This is a genomic window from Merdimonas faecis (genome assembly GCF_001754075.1).
GTDB classification, from domain to species: domain Bacteria; phylum Bacillota; class Clostridia; order Lachnospirales; family Lachnospiraceae; genus Merdimonas; species Merdimonas faecis.
Window position 1 is genome coordinate 41805 of record NZ_MIEH01000018.1, and the last position, 14681, is coordinate 56485.

Annotated in this window: 14 protein-coding genes; 13 read left to right on the plus strand and 1 reads right to left on the minus strand. The window is 50.3% G+C overall.

The window, feature by feature from the left end:
* Positions 1–64: 64 nt before the first annotated feature.
* From BKD12_RS08850 to BKD12_RS08900, 11 genes are all read left to right on the plus strand, one after another.
* Positions 65–679: an FHA domain-containing protein gene (locus tag BKD12_RS08850; RefSeq protein WP_070088964.1), complete on the plus strand. Its 615-nt coding sequence runs from the start codon at positions 65–67 to the stop codon at positions 677–679.
* 6 nt (positions 680–685) lie between these two features.
* The gene (locus BKD12_RS08855; protein WP_070088965.1) at positions 686–1609 is read left to right on the plus strand and encodes a PP2C family protein-serine/threonine phosphatase; all 924 of its coding nucleotides are present in this window, start codon (positions 686–688) and stop codon (positions 1607–1609) included.
* The gene (locus tag BKD12_RS08860) at positions 1606–2877 is read left to right on the plus strand and encodes a trypsin-like peptidase domain-containing protein (RefSeq protein ID WP_070088966.1); all 1272 of its coding nucleotides are present in this window, start codon (positions 1606–1608) and stop codon (positions 2875–2877) included. Before BKD12_RS08855 ends, BKD12_RS08860 begins: the two co-directional genes overlap by 4 nt.
* A complete protein-coding gene (locus BKD12_RS08865; protein ID WP_070088967.1) occupies positions 2878–3597 on the plus strand; it encodes a PP2C family protein-serine/threonine phosphatase in 720 nt (239 codons plus the stop codon). It begins immediately after the preceding gene.
* Positions 3598–3613: 16 nt separating this feature from the next.
* Complete coding sequence (locus BKD12_RS16940) at positions 3614–4378, plus strand: RDD family protein (protein ID WP_070088968.1); 765 nt, start codon at positions 3614–3616, stop codon at positions 4376–4378.
* An 11-nt stretch (positions 4379–4389) separates the two neighbouring features.
* Positions 4390–7068, plus strand: a complete 2679-nt coding sequence (locus tag BKD12_RS08875; protein ID WP_070088969.1) for a protein kinase domain-containing protein — start codon at positions 4390–4392, stop codon at positions 7066–7068.
* Positions 7069–7090: 22 nt separating this feature from the next.
* Positions 7091–9031, plus strand: coding sequence for a serine/threonine-protein kinase (locus BKD12_RS08880; RefSeq protein ID WP_070088970.1), 1941 nt, complete (start codon positions 7091–7093; stop codon positions 9029–9031).
* A gap of 430 nt (positions 9032–9461) precedes the next feature.
* A complete protein-coding gene (locus BKD12_RS08885; protein ID WP_070088971.1) occupies positions 9462–10856 on the plus strand; it encodes a TrpB-like pyridoxal phosphate-dependent enzyme in 1395 nt (464 codons plus the stop codon).
* A gap of 19 nt (positions 10857–10875) precedes the next feature.
* A complete protein-coding gene (locus BKD12_RS08890) occupies positions 10876–11421 on the plus strand; it encodes a cysteine hydrolase family protein (protein WP_070088972.1) in 546 nt (181 codons plus the stop codon).
* 42 nt (positions 11422–11463) lie between these two features.
* Positions 11464–11817 (plus strand): nucleotidyltransferase family protein, encoded by a 354-nt coding sequence (locus BKD12_RS08895; protein WP_070088973.1) that lies wholly within the window; start codon positions 11464–11466, stop codon positions 11815–11817.
* Positions 11802–12227, plus strand: a complete 426-nt coding sequence (locus tag BKD12_RS08900; protein ID WP_070088974.1) for a HEPN domain-containing protein — start codon at positions 11802–11804, stop codon at positions 12225–12227. The genes BKD12_RS08895 and BKD12_RS08900 overlap by 16 nt, the downstream gene beginning before the upstream one ends.
* A gap of 51 nt (positions 12228–12278) precedes the next feature.
* Here the strand turns inward: BKD12_RS08900 and BKD12_RS08905 are convergent, their stop codons facing one another.
* Positions 12279–12758: an S-ribosylhomocysteine lyase gene (locus BKD12_RS08905; RefSeq protein WP_070088975.1), complete on the minus strand. Its 480-nt coding sequence runs from the start codon at positions 12756–12758 to the stop codon at positions 12279–12281.
* A gap of 223 nt (positions 12759–12981) precedes the next feature.
* On the opposite strand from BKD12_RS08905, the gene BKD12_RS08910 reads away from it, so the two are divergent.
* Positions 12982–13623, plus strand: a complete 642-nt coding sequence (locus BKD12_RS08910) for a histidine phosphatase family protein (protein WP_070088976.1) — start codon at positions 12982–12984, stop codon at positions 13621–13623.
* A gap of 38 nt (positions 13624–13661) precedes the next feature.
* Complete coding sequence (gene trpS, locus BKD12_RS08915; RefSeq protein WP_070088977.1) at positions 13662–14666, plus strand: tryptophan--tRNA ligase; 1005 nt, start codon at positions 13662–13664, stop codon at positions 14664–14666.
* The last annotated feature ends 15 nt before the right edge of the window (positions 14667–14681 follow it).

Below are 14681 nucleotides of genomic sequence, written 5' to 3' on the forward strand. Positions count from 1 at the left end.
ACTGATATTAAATTTACGAAATCTTTTATACAGCAATGGAAAAAGGAATAGGAGGAAGAAGGTTATGGCAGTAGTTCAATGCCCGAACGGGCATAGTTATGACAACAGCAGGCACGCAAGATGTCCTTACTGTACGGGTAGCCAGACCATCGGCGTAACGGTGCCTTTAGGAGTACAGGAGACAGACGGGACAGGAGGAGGCCCGCAGAATGGGGGAGTGAACGGAGGGTTCCCAAGGACAATGCCCGTGCAGGGGCAGATGCCGGCACCTGGAGGTGTCGGAGTGACGGAACCTTATCAGAATGTGACGAAGGCGCTGGAAATCAACGAAGAAGGCGTATCGGCCGTCGTGGGTTGGCTGGTGTGTATTGAGGGAAAGAAAAAGGGAAAAGATTTCCGGATCCATGGACAGAGGAATTTTCTGGGAAGGGCCGGCTCGAATGATATCTGTATTGATTTTGACGATAGTGTATCGGCAGTGGATAATGTGATCATATCCTACAACGATAAGAACAATAAATTTTACATACAGATCGGAGAGCATCAGAAAAACAACGTGTATCTGAATGACGAAATGCTGCTGGCACCAATGGAGCTAAAGGAAAACGATGTGATAGAAATGGGAGAGACAAAGCTGATGTTCCGCCCATTCTGCAATGACACCTTCCGCTGGGAGTGATGAGAGATGTTCTGGAAAAAGAAGAAAAAGAAAAAAGAACAGCAGGCCGTACAGGCTGCAATCGGAAAGACAGAAGAATTTCCGGAGGAGTCCGGCATTACCGTATCATTTACCGGTATGGGGGCGAAGGTCAGGATCGGCAATGCACAGCATATCGGAGACCGGGGAGGGCAGGAGGATTCCTTTGGTTTTTCTGACCTGAGCAGTCAGGAGATCATAGACAGCAAAGGCATCTGCGCCGTCCTTTCCGACGGCATGGGAGGACTGACCGACGGCAGGAAAGTCAGCGAGTATGTGACCGCAAGGGCCCTTTCCTTTTTTGAGGAATGGGATATAGAGCAGCCGGCCTGGCCGCAGATGGAAACATTCATAAAAGATACAAACCGTGAGATCTGTGAGGCGTACAGCAGGGACGGAAAGCCCGGTGCCGGAGCAACGCTGATATTCCTGGCGGTCCTTAATGACCGGGCGTTCTGGTGTTCTGCCGGAGACAGCAGGCTGTATCTTCTGAGGCGCGGAAAGCTGTACCAGATGAATGAAGACCATGACTACAAAAACCAGCTGCTTGGAAGATATATAGAGAGAGATGGAACGACACTGGAACAGGCATTCGGAGACGCACAGGGATCTGCACTGGCTTCCTACATGGGATGCCCCGGAATGACGACTTATGAGTGCAGTGTCCGGGGATTGCCGCTGCAGAACCGGGACCGCTTTCTCCTGATGTCGGACGGGGTCTATCGGGCTTTGACGGAACAGGAGCTGCTGAAGAGAGAGGGCGAGTCACCGCAGAAGATGTGCGAGCATCTGATCGGAGACGCTGAGGCAAAGCAGATGCCGGGACAGGACAATATGACTCTTCTTGCGGTGGAATACCAGTGGGAGGAGCCCTCTGCACCAGAAACAGAGGAGAGGGAGGAAGAAAAATGAGGAAAAACATAAAAAAATTGTTTGCATTGATAACGGCGCTTTTCCTGGCGGTCGGGACACTTCTGTGGAGCGAAACGGCGAAAGCCGCCTCGCCTACAGAAGCAAAAGACAGTGTTGTATGCATTGGAGTCGGGGATGCCTACGGCAATCTGATCGGCTGGGGGACAGGATTTGCGGTGGGTGAACCAGGAGAGCCGATCCAGTACATTGTGACCAATGCCCATGTGGCAGAGCCCACAGACGAGGACGGAAACTATATTCCCTGTTCGCTGACCGTATATTTTTCGGCGGCGGCTAACCGTTCCATGATGGCAGAGGTCTACTGGTGCGATCAGACGGCGGATCTTGCGATCCTGAAGCTGCCGGAGGAGACGACGGAAAGAGAAGCGCTGGTACTCTGCCCCATGGAGGACGTGGATATGGATGATGAGTTTGCGGCTCTGGGCTATCCGGCGACCTCTATGGCATCGGATTTTGTTAAATTTGACACAACGGATATCTCCATTACCCGGGGCGGGATTTCGAAGCAGGTCCGGGTCAGCGGAAGAGACTGCTATCTTCTGGATATCCAGATCAGCCAGGGCAACTCCGGAGGACCGCTGGTCAATTCCGAAGGAGAAGTAGTAGGAGTGAATACCTTTATGCTGAACGATGAGGCCAGATATGCGGTAGCGATTGATGAGCTGATCCGGGATGTAAGCCAGGATGAAGTACCCTATGTGCTGGCGGGAGAGCAGATCCCTGTCTTGTATTTTGTGATCGGGGGCGCTGCTCTTCTGGTTGTAGTGCTGGTGGTCGTGATCGTGGCGGTCAGGAGCAGCAGGGCAAAGACGGGAGAAGCGAAGGCCGCATCGGTATCCGCAGCCCCACCGACACCGTCGCCTGGTCCATGGCCGGAGACCATTCCGACGCCTCCCGCCGATCCGGTGCAGAAGCAGGCACCTCCGGCGCCGGATGCCCGGTTTGTTATCGTGGCGGGATCAGCCAGCCCCCTGGCAGGGAAGAGTTATCCGGCGGGCAGGGAACAGACCATCGGAAGGGACGGTTCCCGGTGTGACATCGTATTCCCGGTGGAGACCAAAGGTGTGAGCGCAAAACATTGTAAGATATCTCCTGCCGAAGAAGGGATCGTGCTCAGTGATCTGGGATCTACTTATGGGACGTTTCTGGCAAATGGCACAAAAGTGGAGCCGGGACAAAAGAGGCTGCTCCGCTTGGGAGACGCCTTTTATCTAGGCGGAGAAGACAATCGTTTTGAGGTGAGATAGATGGCAGAGATACAGGTTGCAGTATTTACGGATGCCGGAACCAGAGACCATAATGAGGACGCCTGCGGATACGGCGCGCAGGACGGGAGAGCCTGCTTCGTGGTGGCAGACGGCCTGGGTGGCCATGATAAGGGAGAAGTGGCGTCACACGCTGCAGTGGATTACATCATGGAACATTTTCAGGAAATAGAATGTTGTTCAGAAGAAAGCCTTCTTGCGCTTCTTGAAGGGGCGGATCAGGCAGTGCGGGAACGTCAGGAAGAGTGTCCGGATATGCGGACGACAGTGGCGGCCGCATTCGTTGAAAATGGCAGATTCTGGTACTTTCATGCGGGAGATACCCGGTGCTATTATCTGAAGAACGGCTGTATCTATACAAGGAGCAAAGATCACTCGATCCCGCAGATAGAGGTCAGCATGGGAGAAATACGGACAGAGGATATCCGGTTCCATGAAGACCGGAACAAGCTGCTGAAAGTGCTGGGCGATGCGGAGAAGATCAGGATCGGCCGTCTCGACGAACCGGTGGAGATTGAGCCGGGAGATGCCTTTTTACTCTGCTCGGACGGGTTCTGGGAGTATGTCTATGAAACAGAGATGGAGATAGACCTGGTGAAGTCAAGAACGGCAAAGGAATGGATGGAATATATGGTAAAGCGGCTGCTGCTGCGGCCGGCGGTGGAACGGGATAACTATTCGGTTCTGGTATGCTGGCTCTGAAAAGGAGGGAAGAAGGATGAATTATGCTGGATTCGGGAAACGGCTCCTCGCCTATCTGATAGACGGGGTCATCATAGGTCTTGCAGGAGGGATCCTGGCAGTATTTTTCGGATATTATTTTTATCTGATTTTTGGATGGCTTCTGGGAGCATTATATTTTATTTTGATGGAAGGAGGAACCTGGCAGGCAACGCTGGGGAAAAGAGCTATGGGACTAATCGTTACGGACATGAATGGAGATCCGATATCTTATGGAACAGCGACTCTCAGGTATCTTGGGAAGTTTGTCTCTTCTCTGATCTTAGGGATCGGTTATCTGATGGCAGCATTTACGGAGAATCATCAGGCGCTTCATGATAAGATTGCATCCACACTGGTGTTGTGTGCGGCGCCGGCCGGGAATACCAGATACAGCTCTCAGGGAGCAGGCAGTCCTGCACCGCCGTCTATGGCTTCGCCGGGGACCGGCAGGTGTATTGTCGGGATTAGCGGAGAGTTTGCCGGCAGATCGGTGCAGCTGCTGCCGGGGGGAACCATGATCGGCAGGGACAGCGTAGCGTGTCAGATTGCACTGTCGGCATCAGCACCGGGAATATCCAGGCATCACTGCCAGGTGAACTTTAATCCCCAGACCGGAATGTTTATTATTAATGATCTGGGGTCTACCTATGGGACATATCTGATGAACGGCATGCGAATCCCCAGCGGACAGCCGGCGGCCCTGCGCCCGGGAGAACGATTTTATGCAGGAAGTCAGGCGAATGTATTTGAAGTACGTTAGGAGGAAGAACGATGCAGCAGGTAAATGGGAAGAATCTCTGTGAATATTGTTTTTCCGATATGCAGGAGAGTGACCAGTTCTGCTCTTCATGCGGCCTGGGAAAGGAAAATTATTCTGTAGATCCCGGCTCGCTTGCGGTGGGAGAGATCCTGGCGGGAAAATATCTGATCGGAAAAACACTGGGCAGGGGCGGATTTGGGATCACCTATCTTGGGTTCGACATTCCCGGAAACAGGAAGGTGGCCATCAAGGAGTATCTGCCGGACGGCCTGGCGGCGAGACAGCCGGGACAGAATACGCTGACAGTATACAGCGGGGAGAAGGAAAATCTGTTCCAGAAAGGTGCGGAGAAATTCTTTGAAGAAGCAAAAACAGTGTCCCGGTTTAACGGCAATCCCAATATTGTATCCGTCTATGAATTTTTCTACGAGAACAACACTGCTTATTTTGTGATGGAATATCTGGAGGGAATGGATCTTAAGAAATATGTGGCATCCCATGGGGGAAGGATCAGCCAGGAAGAAATGGTTTCCTTGTTCCTGCCGATCGCAGACGCCCTGACAGTGGTGCACAGTGCCGGGATCCTGCACCGAGATATATCACCGGACAATATTTTTGTGATGAAGGATCAGGTAACCAAGCTTCTGGACTTTGGAGCGGCCAGACAGGTGATCGGTGAACAGAGCAAGAGCCTTTCCGTGGTTCTCAAGCAGGGCTTTGCGCCGATTGAACAGTACCAGACCAGGGGGAATTTCGGCCCCTGGTCCGACATCTACTCCCTGTGTGCCAGCATGTACTTTGCCCTGACCGGGCAGGTGCCCATCCCTGCCATGGACCGGATGGATATGGATCAGCTAAAGCCGCCGTCGGCCCTGGGAGCTTACGTATCGCCGCGGCTGGAGCAGGTGATCATGAAAGGCCTTTCTTATCGTATGAATCTGCGGCAGCAGTCGATGATTGAATTTAAAAGTGAATTTCTGGCAGCGCTCCCTCAGACGGCATATGCAGGATCAGACGATAGTCAGCAGACAGGATACAGCCAGCAGACAGGGTATAGCCAGCAGACGGGATATAGCCAGCAGACGGGATACGGCCAGCAGACAGGGTATAGCCAGCAGACGGGATATGGCCAGCAGACAGGGTACGGTCAACAGACAGGATACGGCCAGCCCGCTCCGGATCAGACAGAGGCTTTTGTCCAGAAGAATGCAGGCTATTATCAGAGAGAATTTGCAAAGCTAAGGGACGGGAAACGGGCAGGTTTCCATGTGCCCGCATTCCTTGTCCCGGCATACTGGGCTGTGTACCGGAAACTGTACCGGGAGGGTGCGGTCATCTGGGGAGGGCAGGCGCTTTTAATGCTGGCCGGGGCGTTTCTGATCGCTAATATCGTGAATGCTTCGGCAGTTACAATTGTCTATTCCGTTTATGCCTTTTTGCTGGGAGCCGTGATTGCTGTCATTTCCGGTCTTTTTGCGAACAGGATCTATTACGGTTATTGCCAGAAAGTGATGAAAGAAGCGGAGCAGGCCGGGGAAAACGGCGGCATCATCCTGCAGAAAAAGGGTGGAGTGACCAAGACAGGGCCTTTTGTCGGTATGCTGGCCGGAATGCTGGTGATATCAGGAGTTTGCGGTATGCTGGCCGGAATGCTCATCAGCGACGCACAGGACAGCGGCAGCAGCTCTTCCTATGACTACAGTTATCCGTCTTCCGGAGGGGCTTCCGCACCGAATCCGGCCTATGCCATGGACGATTCCGGCACGACGATGGATCAGGAGGCTCTCACGGAGGAGGAAGCTCTGGCAGCAGTACAGGAATCTTATTTTGACAACGGGGAAGTGGAAACAGAGGCCTTTGAAGAATTGTTCCCGGCCATATATCCGGATGGAGAGTGGGAGACAGATGAGGACGACGAGGGCATCCTGGTGAGCTACAGCGGCACCGGCTACAGCCCGGACTCTTATCAGCAGGAGACCTACCGGTATGTATTCCTGGTGGCGGGAGATTCCGTAGATTTTTTTGAAGTCAGCATCGGGGACAGATCCCTGTATGATGAGGATATCGACGCAGCGCTTGCCTATGCGGATGTCTGCTATGATACGATCCAGGATGGGAAACCCGGGGTTATGGATATCCTGTCCACAGACGACGGGAATCCGTCCACGCTGGATGAGACGGAGTATTTTCTCCAGGCGGCAGGTATCGGATATTCGGTAGAGATGAATGTCAGCGGGGAAAAGGCAAATGTGGTGCTGGAGGATGATACCAGGATGATCTTTTTTGCAAACCGGAGCGACTATCTGGAGGGGGCCGAGGCTTACATCCTGACCATCAAGGATGAAGAGATGAATGTCAGCACTTTCCAGAAATATTTTTACAATACGGAACCTCAGCCAGATTATTCCTATTACGGTATGGACAGTGCAGGAGCCATCAATGCCTCAGATCTGGCGGATATGACTCAGACGGATCTCTATATCATGCGAAACGAAGTGTTCGCGCTGCATGGACGCAAGTTTGACGATCCATTCTTGCGGGCAGTCTTTTCTTTTACAAACTGGTACAGTCCCACATATGAGCCGGAGGAATTTCCGGATGTGTTAAGCTCTGTGGAAAAAGCCAATGTCAGTACGATACAGTCCGTGGAAGAAGAAAAGGGTTACTGGGGAGACTGGGAGTTCTGGTAAAAAGAAGAGAGGAAGAGGTTTAATGAAATATGTGAGCGGCGCAAAAGTATTTGGCTGCTGGACAGTGGAACGCGTTATCCGGGAAGACCGGTGTGTTACAATCTGTGAAATCCGCAGAATGAAGGGACGAAAGCGAGAGAAAAGAGTGATGAAGGTGGTGCATGTTCCCGGATATCTGCTAAAGGATGCAGTCCGGGCAGCGTATCTGCTCACGACACTGAAGGGTCAGACAGGGATCGCGGAATATGAAGCGTATCAGACAGAAAAGCTTGGAGACGAGGGGTATGACCTGCGGATACGGATGAAGAAATATCAATCGTTCCATGAATACCAGAAGGAACATCCCATCCGGAAAGGAGAGGTCTGGCAGATTGCGCTGGAACTTGGAGAAGGGCTTGAAACGGCCCGCCACCGGGGAATCTCTCATGGGATGATCGGACCGGAATACATCCTGGCAGACCAGAAGGGACATTTCTTACTGTCGGATTTTGGCATGGCACCGTTTCTACGAGAAACCACATGGACCGGAGATGCATGGGATGATCCGGCAAAAGACGTTTATGACTTGGGATGTTTTTTGAAGACATTTCTGAATGAGAAAGAGGAAAAGAGTCAGGATGCTTTTGAAAGGGTAATCACGAAAGCTTCTTCGAACAGTCAAGAAGAGAGGTATCCCCATGCGGGGGCCATGCTGTATGATCTGAAGCAGATTCCAAAACGGGATTATCAGGAGGCCTGGAAGCAGACGCAAAGAGGCCGGCAGCGGATGCCGCGCCGGCTGGCAGCAACGGCAGCAGGAGGAGTGGCTGTTCTTCTCATTGGCACATGGGCTGTCTTTCAGTATGTACTTCCGGAGGCTGAGAAGAAAGAAAAGGTAATGGAATTATCATTGGAGGCGGAGCAGCTTCCGGTATACTCCGAGGAAGACATCCGTCCGGCGGCGGAACTTCTGGATCAGGAAGAGACAGAGCTGCTGGCAATGATCGAGGACGGGATCGATCAGTTTAATGAAAATGCGCTGAGAGAGATCAGGACGGAAGATACGGCCAAAACAGCAATGGGAGAGGAATCATACTCTCTTAATACAATCCTGACTATAGACGAAGGAAAACAAATGGTCCGGGAAGAAGACAGTTATTCGGATTTTTCGGCAGATATTGTGTTTTATACTGTGGAAGACGGAAAAGACTATATGTATGATACTTACTACGGATATGATGAGGAACGCAAGGATTACAGAGATCTGGATGAAAGGATCCTGCTGGATGAAACGGCGCCGGATGGGATCCGCTACGGTGCGCTGACGGCAGATCAGAGATTATGTAACGGTATGTTGTCCCGCGAAGACGAAGCAGGCCTTATCGACTGCCAGGTAAAAGAAAGATCAAGAGAGAATGGAGTTGTACATATAGAAATAGAACTTCAGTATCTTTGGCTGGATGAATATACGATAAACAGCGTCCTGGAAACCTATGGGATTAAGGAAGAGGATCTGCAGCTTTATGATCAGGGGAGAGAAATTATAGAAAGATATACAAAGCTGCAGGAACATGACCGAAAACAGGGCAACCGGGTGACATGGCACTATTGGATCGAAGAAGAAGGACATGGACTTGTGCAGAGCCGAAGAGTGGAACGGATGCCGGAGACAGAGGAATTGTACGAATGTCGTACGGAACTTTACCGGATGCAGACTTATATCCGGTCATACAATAATTTTCTGGAGCAGGGAAGCTCAGAACTGGAAGCAAGAAGAGGAACTGATGAAGATATAAAAAATTTTGATGAGAACCAGGAAGCTTATGAAGACAGGATATACAGCACCCGGGTGACAAAGGCGTATCTGACAGGAGATGCATGTGGCGAAATGACAGGATTTCCGGCAGATTACAGAGACATTACCTATCAGGAGGTACAGGAACGGTTAAAACGGGATCTGTATGGAGACAGTCAGTGGGAGTAAATTGTAAAAAAAGTATTGACGTCTGCATATAATAGTGGTAAAGTATCTGTAAATATTTCAAAACCATTGAAGAAGAGTGAGTATTTGTCAGATTCCCCTTACAGAGAGCCGCAGGCGGTGGGATTGCGGCAGAAAGGAATGGCAGAGAATGGACTTCCAAGGGCGAACCAAACGGCATGAGCCAAGTAGGGGAGCCGGAGAGGATTCTCCGTTATCAAAACCGGCGTATGCCAGTACGCACTAAGCGGGTGTATGAAGATGCACCAAGCCGGGTGGCACCGCAGGAGTTGTAATTCGTGCTCTTGTCCCAGCAGATGTAACTGTATGGGATAAGGGCATTTTTTATTGAGTTTCCTTATCTCATGCATATTTCAGAACAGGGGTTGTCAGAAAGAACCCCGGAATGATTCAGGAAAGGAGACCCAAAACTATGAAAGATGCAAGAGACCAGAAGATTCCCTACAAGATTTATCTCTCAGAGAGCGAGATGCCAAAGACCTGGTATAATGTGCGTGCAGATATGAAAAACAAACCGGCGCCGCTTCTGAATCCGGGGACGTTAAAGCCCATGACGGCGGAGGAGCTGTCAGGAGTATTCTGTGAAGAGCTGGTACAGCAGGAGCTGGACAACGACAGCCGTTATATTGATATCCCGCAGGAGATCCAGGATTTCTATAAGATGTACCGCCCGTCTCCGCTGGTGCGGGCCTACTGCCTGGAAGAAAAGCTTCAGACTCCGGCGAAGATTTATTATAAATTCGAGGGCAACAATACCAGCGGGAGCCATAAGCTGAATTCCGCCATCGCCCAGGCCTACTATGCGAAGAAGCAGGGGCTTAAGGGAGTCACCACAGAGACGGGAGCGGGACAGTGGGGGACGGCACTTTCCATGGCCTGCTCTTATCTGGGACTGGACTGTAAGGTCTACATGGTAAAATGTTCCTATGAACAGAAGCCCTTCCGCCGCGAGGTGATGCGGACCTACGGAGCAAGCGTGACGCCGTCACCGTCTATGGAGACGGAGATCGGCAGGAAGATCCTGGCAGAGCATCCGGGCACCACCGGAAGTCTGGGGTGTGCGATTTCCGAAGCCGTGGAGACAGCCACGCAGAACGAAGGATACCGTTATGTGCTGGGAAGTGTGTTAAACCAGGTGCTGCTGCATCAGTCCATCATCGGCATGGAGACGAAGGCGGCGCTTGACCAGTACGGGATCGTGCCGGATATGATCATCGGCTGTGCCGGGGGCGGATCCAACCTGGGCGGACTGATCTCTCCGTTTATGGGAGAAAAGCTGAGAGGAGAGAAGGATTACCAGTTTATCGCCGTAGAACCAGCCTCCTGCCCGAGCATGACCAGAGGCGTCTACGCCTATGATTTCTGTGACACCGGCATGGTGTGCCCGCTGGCGAAGATGTATACTCTGGGAAGCGGTTTCATTCCTTCTGCGAATCATGCCGGAGGACTCAGGTACCATGGCATGAGCTCCATCCTGTCTCAGTTGTATGCAGACGGCTATATGGAGGCCAGGTCAGTGGAGCAGACCGCTGTCTTTCAGGCGGCGGAAGCATTTGCCAGAGTGGAGGGTATTCTGCCGGCGCCGGAGAGCAGCCATGCCATCAAGGTGGCCATAGATGAAGCGATGAAGTGCAAAGAAACCGGGGAAGAGAAAACCATCGTCTTTGGCTTGACCGGCACCGGATATTTCGATATGATGGCTTATGAGAAGTTCCATAATGGAGAAATGACAGATTACATCCCGATGGATGAGGATCTGCAGGCCGGATTTGAAGGGATCCCCAGATTTCCGGGGAATATGGAGTAAAGAATAGGAGAGATGACGGATGAAGATATTGGTGGTAGTGGATATGCAGAATGATTTTATCGACGGCGCCCTTGGGACGAAAGAGGCCGTAGGAATCGTGCCAAAGGTGGCGGAGAAGATCAGAGGCTTTGACGGAAGGGTTCTCTACACCAGAGACACCCATGAGAAAGATTATCTTGAGACCCAGGAAGGGAAAAACCTGCCGGTAGAGCACTGCATCCGGGGAACCAAAGGCTGGGAGCTGGCGCCGGAGATCGAAAAGCTCAGAGTGGAGGAGCCTATTGATAAGCCTTCCTTTGGAAGCACGGCGCTCGGAGCACTTCTGAAGGCGCAGGATGAGGATCTGAAAAAGCAGGGGAAGCCGGGGATAGAATCCATTACGCTGATCGGCCTTTGCACCGATATCTGCGTGATCTCAAACGCCATGATCCTGAAGGCGTATCTTCCGGAGGTGCCTGTGATCGTAGAGGCTGACTGCTGTGCGGGAGTTACGCCGGAAAGCCATAAAAATGCATTGGAAGCTATGAAAGTATGTCAGATTAAGATTGAACATGGTATAATATAAACAGTACAAGATAAATGGCCATCAGGCAATGGAGGGAGAATTATGAAACTGGGAAGCATTCGGCATGAGCTTGCCTTACAATCCGCAAAACAAAAAATTCTGCAGTCAAAACTTTCTCTCTATGCAAAGGAATTGTATTTATATGGAAGTGCGGCCAGAGGGCAGGTCAGATGGGATAGTGACATTGACTTACTTTTAGTACTTGACCCGGCGCAAAAGAACAGTAAAAAAATAAAGAAAGAAATTGTATATCTGAAAGGAACTATTTCGGATGAAGAACTGGACGCCCCGGAGGTGGACTTGAAAATTGTTTTTGGAGATGGATGGAGAACCAGTACGCAGACATATTATAAAAATATTGTGCAGGAGGGAAAAAAAATATGGCAGAAGAGTTAAAAACATATTATGATTTTGCTGATAATAATTATGATTTCCTGATGGCTGCATATAAAAATGGTCTGGTAGGAAATGCGATGGGGGCCATGGCGCAGGAGACATGTGAAAAATATCTGAAGCATTTGATTGACGAGTATGTGATACTAGGAGATTCTGCAGATAATGCTAAGAAAACGGAGATTTTAAGGACACATAACCTGACAAAACTTTCAAAATATATATCATCTCATCTTCCGGAGGTGAATTTGGACCGACCATCATTAAACTTGGTAAATGGGCTGTATTTCACAACAAGATATCCTGGTGATGAAAGTATCATGGTTGAAAAGGATGACTTGGATGAGTATATTGATGCTGTAAAAAAGTGTAAAAATGCTGTAGATGAATTTATTCGGAGCAAAAAGGAATGATGGACAATTGGGGACGGGGGATTTTCAGAAATCCCCCGTCCCTAACTAAAATTATTCCGGATAAATAAGCTGTCTGTCAGAGATGTTTTCCAGCACTTCTTTCAGATATTTCCGGGCAAGATAATTTGCCATGGGACGGTTCATGTCCAGATAGTTTCCGCAGTCCTTTGGAGCGGCACCTGGAACCTCCCCTTCAAAATCTGCGATAAAGGTGAACATTTCAGTCATCAGGGGCACGATATCCCGGGATGTATATTCGCCGGAAAGGATCAGATAGAAACCGGTGCGGCATCCCATGGGACCGAAATAGATCGTTTTGTCCGCCCAGGTTTCGTGATTGCGAAGAAATGTAGCGCCCAGATGTTCGATCGTATGTACCTCGGCAGTATTCATTACCGGCTCGTCATTCGGGCTTGTCATGCGGATGTCAAAGGTGGTAACCGGATTTTGGTTCACATAATCAATGCGGGATACATAGAGTCCGGGGACCAGCCGGATGTGGTCTACTGTAAAGCTCTTTATTTTTTCCATGGTTAAACAACTCCTCTTTTATATATTATTACTATTCACAGCCAACCCTACTCGCATGCGCACTCGTCGCGCTTGCGCACTCCAGTTTCGCCCCTTGCGGGGCTAAGACTGCTTATGTGGATAGTAACTGTTTGTTACCAGTATACCAGCTTTCTTTTGATTTTACTAATGTAAAATGTAAGGAGATGTGGTATACTTACTTCGTGTGTATAGGAGGCAGAAGATGAAGTTATATTTGGTTAGACATGGAATCACAGACTGGAATGCGAGAAAAAAGATACAGGGACAGGTAGATATTCCCCTAAATGAGGAGGGAAAGCGCCTGGCGAGGGAGACGGCAGAGGGGCTTTCGGACGTGCCGTTTGACCTTTGTATTTCAAGCCCTTTATGCAGGGCGAAGGAGACGGCGAGGATTATCCTGCGGAATCGGAAAACACTGATCCTGGAGGACCCCAGGATCATGGAGATGGCCTTTGGAGAGTATGAGGGAAAGTGCTGCTCCAAAGAAGGATGGGATGTGCCGGAGAGCTTTCACCGTTTCTTTGACGATCCGGCAGGATATCAGCCTCCGGAGGGCGGAGAGTCCTTTGAAGATGTGAAAAAGAGAACCGGCGAATTTCTGGAGTCTCTTTATAAAAAGGATGCATATCAGGAACTGGATATTCTGATTACGACCCACGGGGCAGCATTGGCAGGGCTTCTCAATAATATTAAGAACGAGCCTTTGTCCTGTTACTGGGGAAGCGGTGTGCACCGGAACTGTGCGGTGACCGAAGTAGAGGTCATAAACGGAGTACCAAAGATTCTTTCGGAAAATGTAGTATACTATCAGAATGTAAAAGATCCCTGGGCGGAAGACGCTTAGAGGGGAAGATGATCATATAGATAAATGGAGGAAAAAAGATGATTGGCGATAAGAAAGTATTATTCAGCGGTATGCAGGCGACCGGAAACCTGACACTTGGAAATTACCTGGGGGCATTAAAGAACTGGGTTTCTTTAAGTGATGAGTATGAGTGCTTTTACAGTGTGGTGGATATGCACTCAATTACGGTAAGGCAGGATCCGGCGACTTTAAGAAAGCGGGCGAGAGCGCTTCTGACTTTGTATATTGCAGCCGGGCTTGATCCGGAAAAGAACTGCATTTATTATCAGTCCCATGTGTCCGGACATGCAGAGCTGGCATGGATCTTAAACTGCTTTACCTACATGGGTGAGCTGAACCGTATGACCCAGTTTAAGGATAAGGCAGCAAAGCATGCAGATAATATCAACGCCGGACTTTTCACCTATCCGGTACTGATGGCGGCGGATATCCTGCTTTATCAGGCAGACGTGGTGCCGGTAGGGATAGACCAGATGCAGCACCTGGAGCTGACAAGAGACATTGCAGAGCGATTTAATAATATTTACGGGGATGTATTTACAATTCCGGAGGCGTATATCGGAAAGGTGGGCGCAAAGATCATGAGCCTGCAGGATCCGGCGAAAAAGATGTCCAAATCCGATGAGAATCCTAACGCCAGTATCTACCTGATGGATGATCCGGACACGATCATGCGCAAATGCAAGCGTGCAGTGACAGACTCTGAGGCTCAGATCCTGTACCGGGACGAGCAGCCCGGCGTAAAGAACCTGATCAACATTTACAGTGCATGTACCGGAAAAACACCGGAAGAGACCGTGAAAGAGTTTGACGGAAAAGGCTACGGAGACTTTAAGGTGGCAGTGGGAGAGGCTGTATGTGCTGTATTGAAACCGCTGCAGGAGGAAGTGGCGCGTCTGGAAAAGGATAAGGCTTATATCGACGGGATCATCAAAGCAAATGCGGAAAAAGCAGGATATTATGCGAATAAGACGCTGCGCAAGGTTCAGAAAAAGGTTGGATTTCCGGAAAAGATCCGGTAGTCGTGGTACAAAGAG

Coding starts and splice junctions, on each gene's coding strand:
- BKD12_RS08865 (WP_070088967.1), top strand. CDS start 2,878: ATGGCAGAGATACAGGTTGCAGTATTTACGGATGCCGGAACCAGAGAC.
- BKD12_RS08875 (WP_070088969.1), top strand. CDS start 4,390: ATGCAGCAGGTAAATGGGAAGAATCTCTGTGAATATTGTTTTTCCGAT.
- BKD12_RS08850 (WP_070088964.1), top strand. CDS start 65: ATGGCAGTAGTTCAATGCCCGAACGGGCATAGTTATGACAACAGCAGG.
- BKD12_RS08910 (WP_070088976.1), top strand. CDS start 12,982: ATGAAGTTATATTTGGTTAGACATGGAATCACAGACTGGAATGCGAGA.
- BKD12_RS08905 (WP_070088975.1), bottom strand. CDS start 12,758: ATGGAAAAAATAAAGAGCTTTACAGTAGACCACATCCGGCTGGTCCCC.
- BKD12_RS08895 (WP_070088973.1), top strand. CDS start 11,464: ATGAAACTGGGAAGCATTCGGCATGAGCTTGCCTTACAATCCGCAAAA.
- BKD12_RS16940 (WP_070088968.1), top strand. CDS start 3,614: ATGAATTATGCTGGATTCGGGAAACGGCTCCTCGCCTATCTGATAGAC.
- BKD12_RS08860 (WP_070088966.1), top strand. CDS start 1,606: ATGAGGAAAAACATAAAAAAATTGTTTGCATTGATAACGGCGCTTTTC.
- BKD12_RS08885 (WP_070088971.1), top strand. CDS start 9,462: ATGAAAGATGCAAGAGACCAGAAGATTCCCTACAAGATTTATCTCTCA.
- trpS (WP_070088977.1), top strand. CDS start 13,662: ATGATTGGCGATAAGAAAGTATTATTCAGCGGTATGCAGGCGACCGGA.
- BKD12_RS08880 (WP_070088970.1), top strand. CDS start 7,091: ATGAAATATGTGAGCGGCGCAAAAGTATTTGGCTGCTGGACAGTGGAA.
- BKD12_RS08900 (WP_070088974.1), top strand. CDS start 11,802: ATGGCAGAAGAGTTAAAAACATATTATGATTTTGCTGATAATAATTAT.
- BKD12_RS08855 (WP_070088965.1), top strand. CDS start 686: ATGTTCTGGAAAAAGAAGAAAAAGAAAAAAGAACAGCAGGCCGTACAG.
- BKD12_RS08890 (WP_070088972.1), top strand. CDS start 10,876: ATGAAGATATTGGTGGTAGTGGATATGCAGAATGATTTTATCGACGGC.